This window comes from Edwardsiella sp. EA181011 (genome assembly GCF_000800725.1).
Classification (GTDB): Bacteria; Pseudomonadota; Gammaproteobacteria; order Enterobacterales; family Enterobacteriaceae; genus Edwardsiella; species Edwardsiella anguillarum.
In genome coordinates this window covers 1,200,182-1,222,824 of the sequence record NZ_CP011364.1, presented here as the reverse complement: position 1 = coordinate 1,222,824, position 22,643 = coordinate 1,200,182, and the positions used below count along the sequence as shown (strand labels likewise).

The following is a 22,643-nucleotide window of genomic DNA, read 5'->3' as shown; positions in this document are numbered from 1 at the left end:
TCGGAAAAAATATATTATTCACTGAGAATCGCGCGACGGGGTTGTCATACCACTGGCCGAGAGGGCAGGATAGCGGGGAGCATCCGGAGAACCGCGGAGGGGGAGCAGAGATGGAGATAGGCTGGCTTGAAGACTTTCTGGCACTGGCAGAGCTGCGTAACTTTTCCCGCGCCGCCGCCAGCCGCAATATCACTCAGCCGGCCTTTGGCCGCCATATTCGGGCGCTGGAGCAGAGCGTGGGTCAGCAGTTGGTCGATCGCAGCACCACGCCGGTGACCCTGACGCCCGCCGGCTACCAGTTTCGCCTGCTGGCCCACGCCATGACCAACCAATGGCGCGAAGGGCTGAACAACATCAACGGACGCCCGCAGGCTCTGCTCCATCCGGTACGTTTCAGCGCCCCCCACAGCCTCTCCTCCCCTTTTCTGCTCGACCTGATCGCCGCAGTCACCGCGGACGACCCGGCGCCCTTACCCTTCGGCGTTGATATTCTGCGGGTGGACTTCGCCGTCGAGGCGCTGATGGAGGGTGAGAGTGACTTCCTACTGGCCTTTGATAACCACGCCCTGCTACAGCCGCCGTTTGACAACCTGCTGCTCGGGCGCGGCGATCTGCTGCTGGTCAGCGCCCCCGATACCAACGGCCAGGCCCGTTTTCAACCGGGCGAACAACCGGTGCCGGTGCTGCGCTACACCCCGGACTCCTACAGCGCCCGCATGGTAGAGCGTCTGATGCCCCAGTATCCCTTCCCCGCCCAGCCGCTGTTTGAGGCCTCGCTGTGCGATCTGCACCGCCAGATGGCGCTGCGCGGCCACGGCCTGACCTGGCTCGCCGACTGCCAGATCGGCGCGGAGCTGGCGGAGGGCCGGCTGGTAGCCGTGGATCGCCAGCGCTGGCGCGTCCCCTATCAGATCCGCCTCTATCGCAACCGCGCCCGCCTGCACCAGCGCGCCGAGGCCTTCTGGCAGCGGCTGGCGCAGCGCATCGCCGCCGACCATGCCTTCTGGCCGCCGCCCGCGCCGGCGCGCTGAGCGCCGGCGAAAAACCGGCCCCGGTGCCGAATCGGCCTGAGCCATGCCGGAATAGCATTTCACGCCCGGCGCGCGCTCCCCTATGATGCGCCTTTCCCTTTTTCTGCCGCGGGATAGGTCAATGCCAGCGACGCAAACGATTACCTGGCCGGATTTTCTGGCCAGATTCCCCAAACTGGATCTGCACTACCACCTGCTGGGCGGCGTTCGCCTAGAGACGATGCGCGACCTGGCGAAGCAGGCGGGCGTGACCCTCAGTGAACGCGATGCCAAGAGCTTCTACCGCCGCTATCAGGCGGAGACCGGTCAGGTCAAAGGCGGTATCGCCGCCCTTAATTTCCTCTACCCGCTGCTGACGCGCCCCCAGGACTACTGCCGGGTCATGCAGGAGGTGGCCGAGGACGCCGCGGCGACCGGCGTACGCCACCTGGAGCTGTTCTGGAACCCCTCTGACACCGCGCTGCCCTATGCCGAGGTCACCGCCGCGCTGGCGGAGGGACTAGCCTGCGCCGCCCAGCGCTGGGATATCCACGCGCTGTTCCTGCCGGCCATCAACCGCGAAAAGAGTCCCGAAGAAGCCGTACGCATGGTGGAGACGGTGCTATCGCACCCGCACCCGCTGGTGCCCGGAATCGGCATCGACTACCGCGAACACGATGCGCCGATAGAGCACTTCTGGAAAGCCTACCGTCTGGCGCGTCAGGGCGGACTGCGCCTGACCGGCCACTGCAGCGAGTTCGGCCTGCACTGGCGTAACGTGGAGAGCGGACTGGATCTGCTGCACCTCGATCGCATCGATCACGGCTACAGCATCGTCGATAACCCCGAGCTGATGGCGCGCTGCGCCCGCGACGGCGTTCCCTTTACCGTGGTGCCCAGCAACACCTTCTTCCTCAAGCGCTGGCCCGATCGCGACACGTGGCGCCAATGCCATCCCATCCGCCGCATGGCGGCGGCGGGCATCAACCTGATCCCGGCCACCGACGACTGGCATATGCACGACACCAACGGCGCCGAATGCTACCGGGTCATGGTGGAGGAGTTCGGCTTCGATCTCGACGGAGTGCGAACCATGCTGGCCAACGCCATCGACGCCTGCTGGCAGCCGGCGCCGCTCAAGGCGCGTTGGCGCATCCAGTGGCTGGCCGAGTTCGATGCCCTGCGTGCCCGGCTGGCGCAGGAGCCGCCCTACGATACGCAGCGCCACGTCATCTACCAACGCCCTGTCTCGGGAGACTAAACCATGTTAGTTATTGCCGGTATTGCGATCCTGATCCTGACGGTGATCCTGTTGATCAAGCGCCAGGATACCCGCACCGTGCTGCTGTTCTCCGGCCTGCTGATGTGCCTGCTGGCCGCCGATCCGATGGCGGCGATGAACAGCTTTGCCCAGAAGATGGTCTCCGAGGGGCTGATCCAGGCGATCCTGTCGGCCATCGGCTTCGCCACCGTGATGAAGTTTACCGGCTGTGACCGCCACCTGGTACGCCTGCTGAGCGTACCGCTGCGCCGCGTCGGTCTGCTGCTGATCCCCGGCACCATTCTGCTGACCACCTTCGTCCAGCTGGCGCTGCCCAGCGCCGCCGGAGCCGCCGCCGCCGCCGGTATCACCATGATCCCGCTGCAGCTGGCGGCGGGTATCCACCCGGTGATGGCCGGCGCCGCGGTACTGGCGGGCACCTTCGGCGCCAGCCTGCTCAATCCGGGCAGTCCGCACATGGCCCTGGTGGCCAAGATCGTCGGTGGCGACGTGATGACCATCATCGGCTCACGCGCCATGACCGTGGTGTGGCTGGGGCTGCTGATCATGGTCGGCATGACGCTGACCGCCCTGCTGCGCCGTGAGCATCGCGGCTATCACTCAACGCTGGAAAGCGAGATGCAGGCCAACCACCAGCCGATCAATCTGCTGGCCGCGCTGATGCCGCTGCTGCCGGTCACCCTGCTGATGCTCGGCGCCTTCGGCGGCGTCAGCTGGCTGAAGATGGGGGTTCCGCAGGCGGTCATGTGGGGGATCCTCGCCACCCTGCTGGTCACCCGTACCCACCCGGGCAAAGCGATTCCCGCCTTCTTCGACGGCATGGGCAAAGCCTACAGCGACGTGTTCGGCATTATCATCTGCGCCGGGGTCTTTGTGGCCGGCCTGAGCGCCATAGGGCTTATCGATGCCGCCAAAACGCTGCTGATCGACTACCCGCAGGCTGCCCGCTTCGGCGGCACCGTCGGCCCGTTTCTGATGGCCATCGTGATAGGATCCGGCGACGCCGCGGCCTACGCCTTCAACGAGGCCATAACCCCCCACGCCGCCGCCTTTGGCATGGATGGCACCAGCCTGGGAACCGCCGCCGCCTTCGCCAGCTACCTGGGGCGCACCGCCTCGCCGCTCTCCGCCGCCGCCATCGTGGTCGCCGGCATGGTCGGCGTCTCGCCGCTCGATCTGGTCAAGCGCACCGCGCCGGTGATGCTGGTGGGGCTGCTGCTGCTGATCGTCCTGATCTGAGTCCGTCCGCGGCGTATCCAAACGAGATCGCCGTCACATATCCCGCCACAACACACCCGCCCGGGACATTTGTCCCGGGCGGGTGTGTAATATCAGAGCCCGTCGGCAGTTTTTACGCCCCCGTTGCTGCCGCAGCGGACGCCCGTCCTGTCCCGTAACCGAAGGAATATCTATAGTGTTCAAAGCTAACTGCGGCATGCACAGCGAAGCGTGGCAGGCCATCATTGCACAGGTCACCGCCAACGCCGCCCTCTACGATTGGGTAAAGCACTGTCCGCTGAGCATCATGCGCCGCTGGTCCGCGCGAACGGTCGCTCAGAACGGGCTGATCTGCCGGCAGGGCGATATCTGCCAGCATTTCCGACTAATATTGCAGGGAGAAGCCGACATCTTTTTTGAAGCTGACGACGGACGCCGTTATCAGCAGGCTCGCTACCACCAGGGAGACATCTTGGGGGAGCTGGAAATATTTGAACAGCGCCCCTATATTTGCTCGGTCGAAGCCACCCGCGAGACGCGGCTACTGGAGCTCACCCGCGATGACTTCCACCGTTGGCTGGCGCTGGATAACCATTTTAATCAACGCATACTGCGTACCTGCAGCCAGCAGTATTATCACCTGTCCGCCAAGGCCGGTGCCGACAGCCTGTATACCCTGCAACAGCGGGTATCGCTGGCGCTGTGGCACCGCTTTGCGCGGCAGGAGAGCGAGCGCATCGCATTGGACAAGCAGCAGCTCAGCCACGAGTTTGCCGCCGCCGTGCGCAGCATCAATCGCATCCTGTTCACCCTGAAGGCGCAGCAGATTATCGCGGTTGATGGGGAGTATATTACCCTGCTTGATCCCGACAGCCTGCAGCGTGAAGCCGGTCTGTAATACAGACGTATGAGGAGCCCGATGGAACTACAACCGCACATCCGCCTGAGCCGCGCCATGACCCAGGCACGCTATGCGCTGCTGCCCGGCGATCCGCAGCGCGTTGAGCACGTCGCCCGCTTTCTGGAGAAGGTCGAGCCGCTGGGGCAGAACCGCGAGTTCCGCGCGCTGCGCGGCGAGTTCCACGGCATCGAAGTCCTGGCCATCTCCACCGGCATCGGCGGCGCATCGACCGCCATCGCCGTGGAGGAGCTGCGCCACATCGGCATCACCACCCTGATCCGCATCGGCAGCTGCGGCGCCCTGCAGGATCACATGGCGATGGGCGATCTGGTGATCGCCAGCGGCGCGGTGCGCGATGAGGGAACCAGCCACGCCTATGCGCCCGCCAGCTACCCGGCCTGCGCCGACAACGGCCTGGTGCATCTGCTGCGCACAGAGGCCGAACGCCTGGCGTTCCCGGCACACTGTGGCTATGTGCGCAGCCACGACAGCTTTTACACCGACCGAGAGGCCGAGCTGGACGCCGAATGGTCGGCGCGCGGTATTCTGGCCGCCGATATGGAAACCGCGCCGCTGATGGTGGTCGGCGCGCTGCGCGGCCTGCGCACCGCCTCGGTGCTCAACGTGGTGGTCACCCACAGCGGTGGGCTGGCGCAGGGCATCAACGACTACCAGCAGCAGGAAGCGCACAGCCAGCGCGGCGAAGCCCGAGAGATCGAGCTGGCCCTCAACGCCATCCGACAGGATTATAACAAGGGGAACTGATATGGATTTTTTCAGCATTAACAACGTAATGGCAAACATCCCCCTCGGTGAAGGCGGATATGCCCTGTCATGGATCGAAGCCATCGGCACGCTGTTTGGCCTGCTGTGTATCTGGTTTGCCAGCAAAGAGAAGATCATCAACTACCTGTTTGGGCTGATCAACGTCACTCTGTTTGCCGCCATCTTTTTCCAGATCCAGCTGTACGCTAGCCTGCTGCTGCAGGTGTTCTTCTTCGCCGCCAACCTGTACGGCTGGTACGCCTGGAGTCGGCAGAACGGCGATAACGAGGCTGCCCTCAAGGTACGCTGGCTGTCGCGCGGCAAGGCGCTGACCCTGACCCTGGTCTGCCTGGTCGCCATCGCCCTGATGACCCGCTTTATCGATCCGGTGTTCGCCGTCCTCACCCGCGTCGCCATCGATCTGCTGCAGGGAATGGGCGTGGCCGCCGTGATGCCGGATCTGCAGCCGGATGCCTTCCCGCTGTGGGATTCCGCCATGCTGGTGCTCTCCATCGCCGCGATGGTGCTGATGACCCGCAAATACGTTGAGAACTGGCTGCTGTGGGTGGTGATCGACATCATCAGCGTGGTGATCTACGCCATCCAGGGAGTCTACGCCATGTCGCTGGAGTACATCCTGCTGACCGCGATCGCCGTGATGGGCTCCGTGACCTGGGTCAACAGCGCGCGCCGCCACGGCTCCCGCCCGCTGGCGCCGGCCACCGTATAATCGCCCTGCCCGCGTCCCGCCAGCCGGGACGCCCCTCTGCGGCGCGGCTCATCTCACAGCGGTAGACGGTAGGTCACCTGCCGCGCCTGCTCGGTCAACCCCAGCGCAGCCAGCATACGCTGCTGCGCCCTATCCTCCAGCGCCACCGCCGTCACCATCTCCGCGCATCCGCGCTGCCGTCCCCAGGCCGCCGCCGCCGCCATCAGCGCCGTCGCCACCCCGCGCCGTCGCCGGTCGGGCGACACGAACAGGCAGCACAGCCGCAGCCGGGCAGGCGCACTGCGCTGTAACATCTCCGGCTGCAGCGCAATCTCCACAAACCCCTGCGCCTCGCCTTCGGCGTCCAGCGCCAGCAGGGCGGCGTAGGGGGCGGCATCCAGCAGCGCGCAGCCCTCAAGCCAGTGGCGGCTCAGCGGCGTCTGCGGCGCCAGCTGGGCGCGCAGCGCGACCCAGCGGCGCATCATGGTTTCATCCAACGGTACAATCGTCATGCGTCCCCCTGCGTGGGTGAGATTCGGCAATGAAAAAGGCTAGCCTAACGACCGGGATCGGGACAGACAACGGATGCGCCGGGGCAAGTGGGAAGGCACCCTGCGGGCATTAACATGGCGAAAAAACTGGGCCGCGCCCTACGGTGCGGCCCGGTATATCGGCAAGACTCAGGCCTCCTGGCGTACGGCAGCGTCATGCCCCTGCGGACGGACGTAGCGGTAACGGAACAGGAACAGGAAGATGACGGCCAGCAGCAGCGAGTAGCCGGCGAAGATCAGCCATACGGTCGGCCAGTCGGTCACACCGCCGTGGGTGTAATACTCCACCACCTTCCCGCTGACGATGCCGCCCAGGATACAGCCGAACCCGTTGGTCATCATCAGGAACATCCCCTGCGCGCTGGCGCGGATGGACGGTTTGACCTCCTGATCGACGAACACCGAGCCAGAGATGTTAAAGAAGTCAAAGGCGCAGCCGTACACGATCATCGACAGCACCAGCAGCACGGTGCCGAACGGCGACGGATCGCCGTAGGCAAACAGGCCGAAGCGCAGCATCCAGGCCACCATGCTCATCAGCATCACGTTCTTGATACCATAGCGCCCGAGAAAGAACGGGATGGTCAGGATAAACACGGTCTCAGAGATCTGTGATACCGACAGCAGCACCGAGGCGTGCTCGACGATAAAGCTGCCGCTGAACAGCGGATTCTGATCGAAGCTGTGCAGGAACGGGTTACCGAACATGTTGGTAATCTGCAGCTCAGCGCCCAGCAGCATGGAGAAAATAAAGAAGATCGCCATGCGCGGAGTCTTGAACAGGCTAAAGGCATTCAGCCCCAGCATCTCCGCCCAGCCCTGTTTCTCCTGGCGTTTCGCCACCGGAATATGGGGCAGCGTCATGGCAAACAGGCTCAGCAGCAGCGAGGCCACGGCACCGATATACAGCTGCATGTAGCTCAGCTCAAAGCCGGAGAAGCTGACCGCCCACATGGCCAGAATAAACCCAATGGTGCCCCAGATACGGATCGGCGGAAAATCTCTGACGATATCCATGCCCGCATTCTGCAGCCGATAATACGAAATGGTATTCACCAGCCCCAGGGTCGGCATATAGGCCAGGGAGTTCAGCAGGATAACCACGAACATGGCGCTTGGCGTCGTCACCTGGGCCGCCAGGAACAGGGTCAGCGCCCCCACCAGATGGCAGGCGGCATAGACCCACTTGGCGCTGATCCATTTATCCGCCACGATCCCCAGCAGGGTCGGCATAAACAGCGCCGCAATCCCCAGCGAGCTGTAAACCGCCCCGATGGCCGCGCCGTCAAACTTCAGGGTAACAAACATGTAGGAACCGAGCGTCGTCAGCCAGCTCCCCCACAGGTAGAACTGCAGAAATGACAGTATCTTCAGCTGCAGCTTGAGATTCATGTTATTTTCCTCACACATAAGAGCCAGGATAAGATGGGATAAAAACATTTTTAATTTATTATGATTTGATCCTATCACCCCGCGGGGAAAATATTTTGCTACCGCGCTCAAAAAATGAAAAAGCATATTAATTGCGGCATAAATTAGTGATGGAGATAACATTTATGCCACAGTGCGATGGTCTACGACGCCGGGCAAGACGCAGCGCCCAGCGGGATCTCGCATCTGTCGCATAGGACAGATGCTCAGGTAACATGCTGTTTTCCTGTGATGCCGCTTAACCATGTCTCTTATCCGAAGCGCCCTCAAACCACGGGATTATCCCATCGAGGTTATTGTTCAGTGTATCCTCTGATATCTGACTTACTCACTGCCTCGGCGCGATCTCGAAGAGATAATGACCGCGCGCGGTATTCATTTTAACCACGCCATGCTTCACCGCTGGGCTATCCGCTTGGCGCCGCTTCCGGATAAGGCATTCCGTTAGTATAAACGGCAGCGGGCCGCGGATGACGTATCAATGAAACCGGCATCAAAATCAAAGACCAGTGAAAATATTTATATCGTGCGATAGGCACGGTAGGTCAAACCGTCGATTTCCGGCTGACCGCCAAGCGGGAGACCGCCGCCGCATTACGCTTCTTTCACAAGGTGAGTAGCCATCATGGCGCACAGGATAGCGAATTTATTGATAAGAATGGTGCCAATACCGCCATACTGGTGACACCTAATGGCGATAGCTCAATCGATGAAATAATTACCATCAGTAAGGGCAGATCTCTGGAATATCAAATACCGGGTGTGACCCATGCCGGGATTTAAAGCATTTCAGCGGGCATAGACGATAGTGGCGGGCTCTGAGTCAATACTCATGTACACACAGGACAACGTCAGCATTCAGCCGCCGACAGATTATCACCGGCGGAACACTTTTATCTGTGGGTGGCTGAAAAAACGGCCAGCCCCCCCCTTTGGCTAATGCCATGTCGCTCATGCGACAGGATCACAAAGAGACCGCACATTTTACACTACCACCGAAATAGTTTATGAAGTTACATTCATCTTACTTACTGTTATTCTGTTTATATTAAATGCAATGAATTATTCTATTCCAGTTGCTTGTGGTCATCTTATGGAAATATCCGTGTTAATTTATTGTTAATAATATTCCAATCTGTTTTCAAAAAGAAAACATACATATTCATTATTTAAATTTGGCATTTAAAACCAAAAATATAATCCAAAACGATCTTTTCATTCGATATAGTTGATATATTTGGATTTTTATTTTGACTATCTTTGTTTTTTTAGTTTTTTATATCACATCAACTCAATTTTGCAGATCAAAAGATCGAGTTATTGTCTTTTTTCAGCATAAAAGATCGTTTATTCTCAAAAAAGTAACATTTGTTTGAGTGCTGCATGTTTGCATGTGATGTGCATTAGGGGAGTATTATGAGATTTATTGCAATTAATAACACAAATGGAATCTTAGCTATTGGAGTTATCACCGCGGCGATTCAGAGCGCTATCGCCTCTCCCGTGGATTTTTCTGATGGCAACCACCATAAAATAATGGGTGAGAATCTAAATAATAATGGTTCTGCATATATCAGTACTGTGACCGTAGGTAACAAATCTAGCCTGGAAATCACTAACTCCAGTATTACTGCAGCGGCTATTGCATCCAGTGGAATTTTGACTACATCAGGAGGAAGAACAGATGTAACATCATCTCACTTGCTCAGCAGCGGGGGTGGAAGTTTTGCTCTCCAGTCAAAAGAGGGCGGTAGTACAACTATTTCTAAATCAGTGGTTGAATCCAATAACAAGAGCCATGGAGGGGTACTTAGCTCAGGTAAAGGCTCAGTGATAGACGTTGATGCAACCAAAATCATCGTAACATCAGCAGGGGGGATTGGATTAAATGCTGCTGGCGCTATTGCTGAATTCGAGGCCAATCTAAATATTAAGAATAGTCAGGTTGAGACTAGCGGTGAGTTTTCCTCTGCACTTTTTGCTCAGGCTAAGGGAACGCTGAATGCACAAAAAACTGCACTGTTCACTACAGGAAATAATAGCACCGCAGTGCAAGCTAACAGCGGCAGTGAGGTGACTTTTGATAGTGGAAATATTCAGACTCGCGGCGATGGTTCGCATGGTGCAATGGTTTCAGGGGGAAGTACTGTTGCAATAAGCCAAAGCAGTATTGCAACGACGGGGGCTGCCTATGGCGTCTATGCTACGGATGCGGGTAGTCGAGTAACGCTAGATAACGCTCAAGTGGTGACGAGCCATGCGTTGTCGAGTGCTTTGCTAGTTCATCAAGGTGCGATGCTTGTCAGTAATGATAGCCAGATTGTTACAGAAGGTGCAGGTAGTTACGGTGTACTTACCAGCGGCGAGAATTCTCAGGCGCAGCTGACTAATATTCAGATTGAAACACTGGGTGATATGTCAGGGGATGTCTCGGCGAATGGTGTTGTTAGCGAGTTCGGCGCTAATGTCTCACTACGTGGTAATAACCGCATTACAACGCAGGGAACCTCGGCGATGGGTATATTAGCTCAGGTCTCCGGAACCATCGGGGATACGCTAATATCAACGATAGGAAATACGCAGGTAGTCACGCGAGGAGATGGGGCATTTGCATTGTCCGCTTGTGCCAGGAACGGAGGGAGAGAGTGTACAACGGCTCTCGAACAAGGTGTGGATGGTAGTGATCCGGTAAGTCAGGCGTTGGTCGCGGCTAAAGGTTTACATGCCATTACCGAAGGGAAAGGAAGTTATGCCGCCTATGCGAATGGCGCGAATGCAAAAGTAGCATTAGATAACGCCTATTTAGAGACTCGCGGAAGTGGTAGCCATGGCGTAGCTATCCGTGCGGGTCAAGCATCCCTTTCCCAAACAGATATCCGTACTATTGGTGATGGTGCACACGGTGCAGCTATATATAATGGTGGTTCGCTACAAGTTACCGATTCATCGCTCAAGGCTGAGCAGGGTAGTGGACTGTACGTTAATAGCACTCAGCCTAGCAGTGTCGCAAATATTTCTGTCTCTAACTCACAGCTTTGGGGAAAGCATAGTGCAATTAATGTAAATACGGGTAAGGCAAATATCGCATTGGTGAACTCAGCAATCAGCGCCGGTAACGGTGTCATGCTTGAAGCCGAACAGGGCGATGTTGCTCTAGAGGCTAAAGGGAGTTTGCTTAGCGGTAGCGCGATGAGTAGCAGTCATAGCAAGATAGCGATGACGTTGAGTGACTATAGTCGATGGGAAAATGCTGCAGGATCACGGATCAGCGGCCTGACATTGGTCGACAGTTCACTGTATTTTGCTGAACAACAATCCCCTAATCCCCACGGCGCGCTGACGATTGATGGTAATTTAAACAGCGATAACGGCCATTTTTATTTTAACGGGGTTATTAATGGCGATGATTCAGCCATTAATAAACTTATTGTGAATGGTGATACACAAGGCAGCGGATGGGTCAGTGTAACCAATGTAGGAGGAGTAGGAGAAAAAACCTTACAGGGGATTGAGCTGATTAATGTTTCAGGAAATTCCTCTGCAGATTTCCATCAAGTCGGGCGTATTGTTTCCGGTGCTTATGATTACTATCTCGTCAGGGGGCAAGGAGACAATAAATCTAACTGGTATCTGAGTAATACGTTGGCTTCTGCTCAGTCTCCGGTTCTTCGGCCTGAAGTTGGCGGCTATATATCCAATATTGCTGCTGCCAACACACTTTTTACAATGAGCCTGCACGATCGCCTCGGTGAAATAGAATATATCGATGCATTTACGGGTAAAAAGCATGCAACCAGCCTGTGGTTACGCCAGTCCGGTAGTCATAATGTTTCCAGGGATAATAGTGGTCAGTTGGACACGCAAAGTAACCGTTACTTGGTGCAACTCGGAGGCGATATTGCCCAATGGATTATGCCGGGTCAACAGCGTATCCATCTAGGTGTGATGGCGGGTTATGGACATAGCAACAGCAATACACATTCAACGCTTTCTGGATATCGTGCTCAAGGATCAGTGAATGGCTATAGCGTGGGTATGTACGGCTCTTGGTTTGCTAACCCCGAAGACCAATCAGGTAGTTATGTTGATAGCTGGTTGCAATATGGCTGGTTTAATAACCAGGTAAAAGGTGAGCAAACTGTTGCACAAAATTATCGCACTCACGGCTGGAGTGCATCGCTAGAAAGTGGCTATACACTTAAGTTAAAAGATTACCATACTGAATATGGCAGCCTTAATAGCTGGTATCTACAGCCTCAGCTACAGTTGACATGGATGGGGATTCAGTCTGGTAATATGCAGGAAGCCAATGGAACGCGCATACGTGGTACCAATACAAATAATATTCAGACGAGAGTGGGGCTGCGTACCTTTCTTAAAGGACATAGTATTATCGATAAAGATAAATCCCGTGAGTTTGAGCCGTTTATTGAAGCAAACTGGCTCCATAATACACAGCGCTTTGCTGTTGAAGTAAATGGCGATCGATCTTATCAGCAAGGCGCGAATAATCTTGCTGAGGTAAAATTAGGCATTGATGGGAAAATCAATAATAGCGTCAATCTGTGGGGCAACGTTGGCGTACAGGTTGGCAAGGAACACTACAGTGATACCACGGCAACACTAGGCATTAAGTATATATTTTAATTGATAAATCGCCGGATACGTCCGGCGATATTTCCCATGCTCGCTGAAATATAATCAATGATTTTTGACGAAAGCGTTTATGCCTAATTCTATTGCTAATCGATTAAATTTTTATGGCTTAGATAACTTCTTTATTTCAGGCCTTGAAAAGGCCTGTTCTACCATGCTGGATAAATCTGTTTATTTAGGCGTAAATCAGTATGACGAGAAGGTGTCTGTGTATGTTATGTCAGGGATGAGCCTGGCTGAAATTGGCCATTATATATTACATACCGATCCAGGTGGAGTCGTACTATTCATTATGGATAGCAAATATATACACATTCTCAGCGATATGTTTAATTACCATCAGGTGAGATTTATCGAATCATCAAAAAACATTCATGAGATATGTAATATTTTGTCTGACTTGTTGCTGGATATATCTTATACATTGAATGATAAAGCGCTTGGACTGCGCGATTCCAGATTGATCTCGCCTACTGAAACACGATTTATGTATTACTTCTTACGAGGAATCAACAATAATGAAATCGCAAAAAAACTCTCTATTAGCAATAAATCATCAAGCTATATCAAGAGGAGCTTAATGAAGAAAATCAATGCAAGAAATAACATTGAACTACTGATTAAATATCAGTTATTATGCCGTTTTATCCCTAGCATACATCAAGACTTAAGAATTTATGATTTAGCGATGTAATCCATCTCTATTTCTTAATAGAGCGACATTAATAGATACTCATAAAAATGTGTATCAACTAAACCTTGAATGTACAACAACGCAGCATAGACAAAGTGATTTTGTCTATAGAATACCGAGACCATTGATAAGAATCATGTCAATAAAGCGACATGGGTAATACTCAACGCTGATAAAACAGAAGATGAAGCGGTTACCGCCGGACTAAGCAAGTATCTTAATCATCTGATTGAACAAGCTCTCCGGAATATCAAACAACGGGTGTGCCCCATGCCGGGATTTAAAGCATTTCAGCGGGCATAGACGATAGTCGCGGGCACTGGGCCAATACACATGTACACGCAGGACAACGCCAGCATTCAGCCGCCGACAGATTATCACCGGCGGAACACTTTTATCTGTGGGTGGCTGAAAAAACGGCCAGCCCCCTTTGGCTAATGCCATGTCGCTCATGCAACAGGGGTCACCCGACAGCCCGACTGGCCGGCCGCGCCGCTGATTCGACGCAGCGCGTTGATCGGGCTGCTGACGGCGGCGGCCTTCGCCGAACGCCCGCTCCATCTTCTCTGACCGAATGACAAATCCTCGCCCCGGCGCCGGGCGGTCACGCTCAATGCGCTGGCGGCGCACTTCTCGCCGACGCCACCCTGGCTACGCGATCCGGCGGATGATCGCGGCGACAAATGAGCGCCAGCGCCGCGCAAAACCGCCTACGCCTGCCGCCCGGAGCGACGGTGCGCGCCGAGCGGCAGGCGCAGACGGCGATCCTCCCGGGCCTTATCGCACAGGAAGGTCAGCGATACCCCGTTCAGCATCGCGGCCACGTCATGCTCTATCGACAGCAGCAGCGCCGAAACCTGCGCCCGGCGCTCGCCGTCCTCTCCCGACGCAGCCAGGGCCTGACGCCCGATCAGCCGGTTAATCCGCTCCAGACGCCGCAGGCGACGACGAGCCAGATCGAGCCGCAGCGCCACGATGGCATCGATAACACCGGTCAGGGCCACGCTGTTCAGACACAGCGCGCGATACCAGGGATCATCCACGGCCAGATGCAGGCGGGTCGTCAGGCTATGCAGCAGATTCAGCGTCAGCATCAGGCGGCTGATACGGTGGGTAAACAGCTGAAAGCGCGCATAGATATAGCGATCGAACAGCAGATCGTAAGACCAGATGGGCAGGTTGCCGTGCACGTAGTGCTCCAGCTCCTCAAAATGGTGAAAGAAGGCCCCCTCCGGCACCCGCCACTCTCCCCCGGCCGCCAGTAGGCAGCTCCGGTTAAACCCGGCGATACGGCGCAGCAGGCCGGTCAGGGTCGCAAAAACCTGATCATGCTGGTGGCGCGGCATGATCAGCAGCGAACAGAGATAGGCCACCAGGGCGCCACACAGCGTATCGATCAGGCGATAGCTGAGCAGGGTCCACAGCAGCGGGCGCTGATGATTAAAAAAGCTGGCCAGCAGCATCGCCACCAGGGTCGTGATCAGGCAGACAAAAAGGCCGTAGTAGCGGCTCAGGCACTTGCTCCAGTAGGCCAGCGTTCCGGTCAACACCAGCAGAATTAGGAAGATAGCAGTATGATCGATCAGTAGGATGCCACAGCTGCCCAGCGCGACCCCGCACATCGTTCCCAGTACCCGCTGGAAACCGCGGCGAAATGCCGCCGATGAGGAGGTGATGGTCAGACTGACCACCAGCGCGGTCAGGGGAACCCAAAATCCCTGTACCAGCGGCACCCATGCGATCAGCAGCTGGGCCACTACCATGGAGACCGCGGCGCTGGCCATCTGGTGTAGCACCAGCGGCGGCAGCGGCGTCTTAGCGCCGATCAATCGCATGACGCCTCCTGCTGCGCGGGGAGCGCCAGCGGCGCGCATTGCTCGACCAGCGCCTGCAGCAGGGAGACCAGCAGGCGCAGCGTGGGATGCGCCCCCTCCGGCAGCGCGCATGCAAGCCACTGACGCAGCGCCGTCAGCTGCTGCGCGCGCTGACGGTAGTCCAGCGACTCCACCCGACACAGCAGCGAGGCCAGCGCCAGAAAGCAGCGTCGACGCAGCGCGTTGACCCGGCGTAGATCATCCCGCCCCAGCGGCTCCACCGGCCAGTAACTCAGGGTGATCACCCCCTCCACCAGCGCCATCAGCATCGCGGTGCGGGGCGACGGGGGGGCGCCACCGCCGTCGCATCCCGCGTGGTATGCGCTCAGCAGGCGCTGCAGCGTAGCCTGACGATTGAAGGTGGCCTTTTTCAGCGCCGGCGCCAGCTGGTTAAAATCGCGTACAGCGGGCAGATAGGCCAGCCAGCGGCAGGTCTCTCCCAGCTGGTGTAGCAGTACGCGCGGCAGGCGCCGCCGGTAGCGGCGGCTGGTGCGGGCGGGAAGCAACAGGAAGGCGCCCAGCGCGCAGGCGCCGCCGGCCAGCAGCGCCGGGATCAGCTGCCCCATGACCGGGGGGCGCTCCTGCGCCAGCCCATTGGCGATAATGGCGAACAGCGTCACAAACAGCGACACCATGGCCATCGCGGGCCGGCAGGAGAATAGATACAGCGTTAGGGCCGCCAGCAGCGCTACCATCACCACCTGCAGCGGGATACTGCACAGGCTGCCCAGCAGCACCGCGCTACCGATCAGCAGGGTATTGATCAGGACGCTCAGCGCATGGCTGGCGAGGCGATCGCCCATCACCACCTGTACGGAGAATACGCCCAGCAAAATACTGTAGATCCCCCATTCGGCGAACGGACCGACCTGATCGACCACGATCCCCAGCGTCAGTCCAATCGCGGTACGCATAGCGTTGAGCATAAAGCGGCCGTCGGGATCGGCCAGAATAACGCGATCGCATACCCTCATCGCGAGCGCTCCGGACCACGGCGTAGGGAGACCCAGGCGTCACACGCGCCAGCGCGCGGCCTCGGCATTCTTGACGTAGACAAAACAGAGAGGCTATCCCAGAACACCATAAAATCGCCGACCTAAAAAAATGACTCTATTATTAAATAGCATATCAATCTGGACATTGGGTTGGAATATTTCTACTGGAATGATTTTATTCTATTAATTTATGCTTAATGGGAATTTTTATATGCTTTGTTATCGATAATAAACGCCGGATATTATGCGAAAAAAATTCATCTCCGGAATAAATATGAGCACCGTAGTCAGCGAAATAGATTATCAGTCCCGCAGTTACCATATCCTGCAGCCGTTACTGCAGCAGGCCGGCATAGGCCTTGAGGGGCAGCAGCCCTATGACCTGCAGATCCATAACCCGCAGCTATTCTCCACCGTGCTCAAGGCCGGCTCCCTGGGGCTGGGCGAGAGCTATATGGACGGCTGGTGGGACTGCGAACGCCTGGATATGTTTTTTGACCGCGCCCTGCGCCACGGCCTGGACAAGAAGCTGCCCGGCAACCTCAACGATCTGATCTATGCCGTCAGCGCCCGCCTGTTTAACCTGCAGTCGCGCCGGCGCGCCGGTCAGGTTGCCCGCGAACACTACGATCTGGGCAACGATCTGTTTGAGGCCATGCTCGATCCCCACATGCAGTACTCCTGCGCCTACTGGAAAGAGGCCAAAACGCTGGAGCAGGCCCAAGAGGCCAAGCTGGATCTGATCTGCCGCAAGCTCGATCTGCAGCCGGGTCAGCGAGTGCTCGACATCGGCTGCGGCTGGGGGGACTGGCGGCGTACATGGCCCGCAACTACGGCGTAGAGGTCACCGGGATCACCATCTCGCAGGAGCAGTGCGAGCTGGCCCGCCAGCGCTGCGCCGGTCTGCCGGTAACCCTGCGCCTGATGGACTACCGCGATCTGGACCAGCCATTCGAGCGCATCGTCTCCGTCGGCATGTTTGAGCACGTCGGCCCCAAAAACTACGCCACCTACTTCAACACGGTCAAACGCTGCCTGCACCCTGAAGGGCGTTTTCTGCTGCACACCATCGGCAGTAATATCTCCGATCACGGTGTCGATCCCTGGATTAACCGCTATATTTTCCCTAATGGACGCCTGCCCTCCATGCGCGATATCGTCAGCTGCAGCGAGGGGATGATGGTCATGGAGGATTGGCACAATTTGGGGAGCGATTACGATAAGACGCTGATGGCATGGGAGGCTCGCTTCCGCGCCGCCTGGCCACAGCTGAAGGATCGCTACGGCGAGCGTTTTTACCGTATGTTCCGCTACTATCTCTGTGCCTGCGCCGGCGCCTTCCGCGCCCGGGATATCCAGCTGTGGCAGGTGCTGTTTAGTCCCCACGGCGTCAGCGGCGGCGTACGGGTCGCACGCTAACCCCGCCCCTATTTTCTACGGTCGGCCGCCGCGGCGGTCGGCCTGTCTATGATCGCTAACGGTGAATACGACACCGCAACAGGTGACACCATGTCGCACGATAATTTTCTGAAGTCCATGTATGACACCCACTACGGTGCCCTGATCGCCCTGGCCGCACTGAATGAAGAGCAGAGCGTCAGCCGGGCCGCCGAATGCCTGAGCATCAGCCAGCCCTCCATGAGCAAGCTGCTGATGGAGCTGCGCAAAGAGTTCAACGATCCGCTGTACACCAAGTGCAATAATCTGTTTACCCTGACCCCGGTCGGCGAGACCCTGTGCACCATCGTGCGCAATACGCTGTACGCCAGTCAGTCGATGATCGACCAGCTGCGCTGCGGGGTGAAGCACCGCTATAACATCTGTCTGCCCCACTGGTTCAATATTCAGGAGGTCTCCGCCCTGATCGGCAACGTGCGCACCCTGTATCCCAACCTGGTGATCAACTTCCGGCCGCCCAGCGCCACCACCGCAGAAGACATCGTGCAAAGCCTGAAGCAGGGCAACGTGGACGTCGCCGTACGCCACTTTCCCCACGCCTGCCCCAGCGGTATTCACCTGAAGACGCTCGGATCCTCCGAATTCATGTTCCTACGCCGTGTCCGCGCCATCGGCCAACAACCGACGCAGATGCTGACCATGACCCGCGAGCAGCTGCTCTGCACGCCGCTGATTATCTACAATATCAGTCCCTACCTACAGGACAGCTTCCTGCAGGCCAACCGCCTGGATGAGGGACTGCTGAATATCACCATGACCCTGACCAACAACTTCCGCCGCTGGCTGGATGAGCTGGTGGACGACGATACCCTGCTGATAACGCTGCGCAGCGTCGGCGAGGCGCTGGTCGAAAGCGGGGAGTACCGGGCGGTCGCTATTCCCGGCATGGCCATCCACTTCCCGTATCATCTGATGTGGCACGAGCGCTCGTCGCAGGATCCGGTCCATCACCTGATCCGCAAGGCGCTGATCGCCATGGGCAGCGCCAGCCTTCCCCCGCCGATGGAGCGCTGAGGCTAGCGATAGACCAAAACGGCAGCCAACGGCTGCCGTTTTTACTGCGTCCAAACTAGATCTGCACTGCCCGGTGGCGGCCATGCACCACCCAGATGCGCAGGGTAAACAGCACCAGCGCCAGCAGCGCCAGACTCAGGCTGTAGAAACCGATGTGCCGGCTCAGCAGCGCGGTCACCAGCGCCCCGACAAAGAAGTGCGCGATCACCATCAGGTAATGCAGGCCCTCATGGTACAGGCGTACCCGCTCACGTCGATTGCGGTGACGATCGAACACGCTGAACAGACGGCTCATCATCAGCACGTACACCGTGGTCACCACCGAGGTCGCCGTCGGCTGACGGGTTCCCCCGTGCTTAATCACAAAGTTCTGGATATACATAAAGATCAGCCCGATGGTCACCAGCGGCATCACCCGCGGCGTCGGCTTGGCACCCAGCAGCCCATAGTGGCTCATCGCCGCCCCCAGCAGCATGAACGCCAGCAGCAGCAGGCAGTTGATGCTCATGGCAATGGCATAGCCGTGCCACGGGCTGTTCAGGCGGGAGTGATAGCGGTTGACGAGCAGCTGATGCAGCGCCGCCAGCACCATCCAGATCAGGATGATAGAAATATGGTAGACCGACTCAAAGTCCATCCCCCCATTGGCCAACGCCGCAATGCCGAAGATCATGTTAGAGGTCATATAGCCGATTAAGGCCTTGTATAAATACATAAAACTGACGATTTCCAGGCAGCCGCCAATAAAGCTCATCATATAGTGAATTTCATGATTGAGCGTGCGGTAGACCCGGGATAGGGGCTTATTACGCATTACGTCACTCGATAAGAATTAACACGCAGAAATTTTATCACTCGATAATAATATCTGGTGGTTATGATGATTATATTATAGGCGGGAATAAAAACGGCGTCGGACGACGCCGGTAGAACGATGACGGGGGCGGCATCGACCCGCCCCCGGTTGACCCAGGCTATTTCAGCCGCGGCTCAAGCCATACCAGGATCAGAGTCGACAGCGAACACATCAGCAAAATGCCGACAAACCACAGTAAATACCACATCGCGCCCTCTCCTCAGTACAGTTCGTGATCGTGACGGCGGATGGTCTCCGGATTAATCCGCCCCAGCATTTTATAGTAGCTCCACAGGGTGTAGAGCAGCACGATCGGCAGGAAGATCAGCACGATCACCAACATGATACTCAATGTCATCTGGCTGGAGGTGCTATCCCACAGCGTCAGGCTGGAGACAGGGTTAATGCTGGAGGGCATCACAAACGGGAACAACGTCACCCCGGCGGTAAACACCACCCCGGCCTGCGCCAGCGATGCCAGCAGGAATCCCCACCCTCCACGACCGCGGGCGCTGGCGAACAGGGTCAGCAGCGGACACAGCACGCCGAGCAGCGGGAAGAGCAGCAGCAGCGGCGAACGGATAAAGTTACTCATCCAGGCGCCGGGCAGCACCGCAACCGCCTTCAGCAGCGGGTTGGAGGGGCCATTGGCATCCTGGCTGAGCAGCACATAGCCATCGATGCCGACCCATAGCCAGTAGCCGGCCAGCAGGAAGCAGAGCACCACCAGCAGCGCGCTGCGGTTGGTCGCCGAGCGGGCCCGCTGACGGATCACGCCGTCGGTCTTCAGCTGTAGCCAGACACCGCCCTGCATGATCACCATACACAGGCTGAGCAGCCCGCACAGCAGGGCAAAAGGCGACAGCAGCTGCCAGAAGGTGCCAAAGTACTCCACGCGCAGCTGCGGGGTGAAGGCAAAGGGAACCCCCAGGATCAGGTTGCCAAACGCCACGCCGAACACCAGCGGCGGCACCAGGCTGCCGATCACCAGCCCGATATCCCACAGGGTGCGCCAGCGCGCATCGGCGATCTTGCCCCGGTAGTCAAAGGCCAGCGGACGAAAGAATAGGGCACACAGCACCAGGATCATCGCCACATAGAAGCCGGAAAAGGCGGCGGCATAGACCCGCGGCCAGGCGGCAAACAGCGCGCCGCCGGCCAGGATCAGCCATACCTGGTTGCCCTCCCAGTGGGCACCGACGCTGTTGATCAGCACGCGCCGCTCGTCGTCGCTGCGCGCCACCAGCGGCAGCAGGCAGCCGACCCCCATGTCAAATCCGTCGGTCACCATAAAGGCCACCAGGATCACGCCGATCAACAGCCACCAAATAAACCGCAGCGTTTCATAATCAAACATAACAGTCTCCTTTACCCCTGCTGCGCCGGTTGTTCACTCTGCATCGCGCTCGGCCCGAGACGCGCGTACTTCTGCATCAGATAGACCTCGGCGATTAAGAACAGGGTGTAAAGCCCCAGGATCAGCCCCATCGAGAAGGCCAGCTGGCCTACCGTCAGGGCCGAGTGAGCGGAATAGGTCGGCAGGATATCCTGAATTGCCCAGGGCTGACGGCCAAACTCCGTCATAAACCAGCCGGCCTCGATGGCAATCCACGGCAGCGGCAGGCTATAGAACACCATACGCAGCACCCAGCGGTGCTGATCGATGCGCACCCGCAGCGTCTGAACCAGCGCAATCAGCATCACCAGCAGCAGCAGCGAGCCGCAGCCCACCATGATACGGAAGCTCCAGAACACCGGCGCCACCTGCGGGATCAGGCCGCGCTGCGCCGCCTGATACTGCGCCGGCGTCACATTGTTCATATCCGGCGCATACTGCTTCAGCAGCATGCCGTACCCCAGATCGCTTTCGACGGCGCGGAACGCGCTCAGCACCTGCGGCGAGCGGTTGCCCTGCGAGAGGGTATTCATCAGCAGCCAGGCCTCGCGCCCGCGCTGCAGGCGCGGCAGGGCGTCGGCCATCAGATTCTTCAGACCCGGCACCGGCGTATCCAGCGAGTGGGTCGCCAACAGGCCGAGTAGAGCCGGTACCTTGATGGCGAAGGCGTTACGCTCCTGCTCTTGCTCCGGCCAGGCCACCAGGTGGAACGGCGCAGGCGCGGGTTCGGTCTGCCACTCCCCTTCCATCGCCGCCAGCTTCACCGGCTGAACCTTGGCCACCTCATAGGCGGAGCTGTCGCCCAGCTGCAGCGTCCCCAGAATGGCCAGGGTGCCGAACACCGACCCGATGGCGAAGGAGCGCAGCGCCACGTCACGCTCGCGGCCGCGCAGCAGATACCAGGCGCTGATGGACATGATGAACATCGCCCCGGCCACATAGCCGGACATCACGGTGTGGACAAACTTCACCTGGCTGACCGGGTTAAATACCAGCTCGCTGAAGCTGGTCATCTCCATACGCAGGGTGTCGATATCAAAGTGAGCCCCGGTCGGAAACTGCATCCAGCCGTTGGCGTTCAGGATCCACAGGGCGGAGATATTCGAGCCGAAGGCCACCAGCCAGGTCACCAGCAGATGCTGATACTTGTTCAGCCGCTGCCAGCCGAAGAAGAACAGGCCGACAAAGGTGGACTCGAGGAAGAAGGCCATCAGCGCCTCCATCGCCAGCGGTGCGCCGAAGATATCGCCCACGTAGTTGGAGTAGAATGACCAGTTGGTACCGAACTGAAACTCCATGGTCAGGCCGGTCGCCACGCCCAGAGCAAAGTTGATCCCAAACAGCTTACCCCAGAAACGCGTCATATCGCGGTAGATCGCTTTGCCGGTCACCACGTAAATGGTTTCCATGACGGCCAGCAAAAAAATCAGCCCCAGGGTAAGGGGTACGAACAAGAAGTGATACAGCGCGGTCAGCGCAAACTGCCATCGCGATAAGTCAATAACATCCCACATGCGGACTCCTGTAGGCGATAAGATGGGGAATATGGACCCGGCTGTCTCCCGCAACGGATCACCGCGTCAACGCGTGCCCGGACGTGCGCCCTGCCAACGGGGAGGCTCCCCCGCCGTTTTTGCGCAGCCCAAAGCCGCCATGACCACTGACGACATATCCATACTTTTACGGGATACCGCCTAATAGTAGATCGCCGCGCGCGCCGCCGCAGACCCGGCCCCCATATATAGGCCAATCGTGCTACACAAAGGCCCGAAAACCCTATTTTATGTACGTATTTATCAGATGACTGCGCCGCCTAACGGCGGCGCAAAATGA

Annotated in this window: 17 protein-coding genes and 2 pseudogenes; 11 read left to right on the top strand and 8 right to left on the bottom strand. The window is 57.7% G+C overall.

Annotation, left to right across the window (positions count from 1 at the left end):
- The first annotated feature begins 110 nt into the window (after positions 1–110).
- The 6 genes from QY76_RS05440 to pnuC all read left to right on the top strand — a co-directional run bounded on the left by QY76_RS05440 (position 111) and on the right by pnuC (position 5,906).
- Positions 111–1,031, top strand: a complete 921-nt coding sequence (locus QY76_RS05440) for a LysR family transcriptional regulator (RefSeq protein WP_034164730.1) — start codon at positions 111–113, stop codon at positions 1,029–1,031.
- Between the two features lie 121 nt (positions 1,032–1,152).
- A complete protein-coding gene (locus QY76_RS05435) occupies positions 1,153–2,271 on the top strand; it encodes an adenosine deaminase (RefSeq protein ID WP_034164731.1) in 1,119 nt (372 codons plus the stop codon).
- 3 nt (positions 2,272–2,274) lie between these two features.
- Positions 2,275–3,531 carry a C4-dicarboxylate transporter DcuC gene (gene dcuC / locus QY76_RS05430; protein WP_034164733.1) on the top strand — a complete coding sequence of 419 codons (1,257 nt, stop codon included), beginning with the start codon at positions 2,275–2,277 and terminating at the stop codon, positions 3,529–3,531.
- A gap of 175 nt (positions 3,532–3,706) precedes the next feature.
- Complete coding sequence (locus tag QY76_RS05425) at positions 3,707–4,408, top strand: Crp/Fnr family transcriptional regulator (protein ID WP_045426692.1); 702 nt, start codon at positions 3,707–3,709, stop codon at positions 4,406–4,408.
- Between the two features lie 21 nt (positions 4,409–4,429).
- A complete protein-coding gene (locus tag QY76_RS05420) occupies positions 4,430–5,176 on the top strand; it encodes a nucleoside phosphorylase (protein ID WP_034164736.1) in 747 nt (248 codons plus the stop codon).
- 1 nt (position 5,177) lies between these two features.
- Complete coding sequence (gene pnuC / locus QY76_RS05415) at positions 5,178–5,906, top strand: nicotinamide riboside transporter PnuC (RefSeq protein WP_045426689.1); 729 nt, start codon at positions 5,178–5,180, stop codon at positions 5,904–5,906.
- A 53-nt stretch (positions 5,907–5,959) separates the two neighbouring features.
- Here the strand turns inward: pnuC and QY76_RS05410 are convergent, their stop codons facing one another.
- Together QY76_RS05410 and QY76_RS05405 are read right to left on the bottom strand one after the other, a co-directional pair.
- Complete coding sequence (locus tag QY76_RS05410; protein ID WP_235439451.1) at positions 5,960–6,397, bottom strand: GNAT family N-acetyltransferase; 438 nt, start codon at positions 6,395–6,397, stop codon at positions 5,960–5,962.
- 168 nt (positions 6,398–6,565) lie between these two features.
- The gene (locus tag QY76_RS05405; protein ID WP_034164739.1) at positions 6,566–7,828 is read right to left on the bottom strand and encodes a nucleoside permease; all 1,263 of its coding nucleotides are present in this window, start codon (positions 7,826–7,828) and stop codon (positions 6,566–6,568) included.
- A 283-nt stretch (positions 7,829–8,111) separates the two neighbouring features.
- Here QY76_RS05405 and QY76_RS18420 point away from each other — a divergent pair.
- The 3 genes and pseudogenes from QY76_RS18420 to QY76_RS05395 all read left to right on the top strand — a co-directional run.
- Positions 8,112–8,776: pseudogene (locus QY76_RS18420) on the top strand (IS6 family transposase); the annotation flags it as partial.
- 507 nt (positions 8,777–9,283) lie between these two features.
- Entirely contained in the window at positions 9,284–12,514 is a 3,231-nt protein-coding gene (locus QY76_RS18415; RefSeq protein ID WP_081854106.1) for an autotransporter outer membrane beta-barrel domain-containing protein, read from the top strand.
- 79 nt (positions 12,515–12,593) lie between these two features.
- Positions 12,594–13,217, top strand: coding sequence for a LuxR C-terminal-related transcriptional regulator (locus tag QY76_RS05395; protein WP_081854105.1), 624 nt, complete (start codon positions 12,594–12,596; stop codon positions 13,215–13,217).
- Between the two features lie 710 nt (positions 13,218–13,927).
- Here the strand turns inward: QY76_RS05395 and QY76_RS05390 are convergent.
- The gene (locus tag QY76_RS05390; protein WP_045426680.1) at positions 13,928–15,052 is read right to left on the bottom strand and encodes an FUSC family protein; all 1,125 of its coding nucleotides are present in this window, start codon (positions 15,050–15,052) and stop codon (positions 13,928–13,930) included.
- Positions 15,043–16,065 carry a hypothetical protein gene (locus QY76_RS05385; protein ID WP_045426677.1) on the bottom strand — a complete coding sequence of 341 codons (1,023 nt, stop codon included), beginning with the start codon at positions 16,063–16,065 and terminating at the stop codon, positions 15,043–15,045. The genes QY76_RS05390 and QY76_RS05385 overlap by 10 nt, the downstream gene beginning before the upstream one ends.
- A 295-nt stretch (positions 16,066–16,360) precedes the next feature.
- Between QY76_RS05385 and cfa the strand changes: the two are divergent.
- Positions 16,361–17,505, top strand: a pseudogene (cfa, locus tag QY76_RS05380) (cyclopropane fatty acyl phospholipid synthase).
- Between the two features lie 90 nt (positions 17,506–17,595).
- Positions 17,596–18,558, top strand: a complete 963-nt coding sequence (locus QY76_RS05375) for a LysR family transcriptional regulator (protein ID WP_034165859.1) — start codon at positions 17,596–17,598, stop codon at positions 18,556–18,558.
- A 55-nt stretch (positions 18,559–18,613) separates the two neighbouring features.
- On the opposite strand, the gene QY76_RS05370 is transcribed toward QY76_RS05375, so the two are convergent.
- From QY76_RS05370 to appC, 4 genes are all read right to left on the bottom strand, one after another.
- Entirely contained in the window at positions 18,614–19,372 is a 759-nt protein-coding gene (locus QY76_RS05370; protein ID WP_034165858.1) for a DUF1275 family protein, read from the bottom strand.
- A 160-nt stretch (positions 19,373–19,532) separates the two neighbouring features.
- Entirely contained in the window at positions 19,533–19,622 is a 90-nt protein-coding gene (gene cbdX, locus QY76_RS17680; RefSeq protein ID WP_015462307.1) for a cytochrome bd-II oxidase subunit CbdX, read from the bottom strand.
- A gap of 12 nt (positions 19,623–19,634) precedes the next feature.
- Positions 19,635–20,771, bottom strand: a complete 1,137-nt coding sequence (appB, locus tag QY76_RS05365; protein ID WP_034165857.1) for a cytochrome d ubiquinol oxidase subunit II — start codon at positions 20,769–20,771, stop codon at positions 19,635–19,637.
- A gap of 11 nt (positions 20,772–20,782) precedes the next feature.
- Positions 20,783–22,324 carry a cytochrome bd-II oxidase subunit 1 gene (appC, locus tag QY76_RS05360; protein WP_034165856.1) on the bottom strand — a complete coding sequence of 514 codons (1,542 nt, stop codon included), beginning with the start codon at positions 22,322–22,324 and terminating at the stop codon, positions 20,783–20,785.
- Positions 22,325–22,643: the final 319 nt, after the last annotated feature.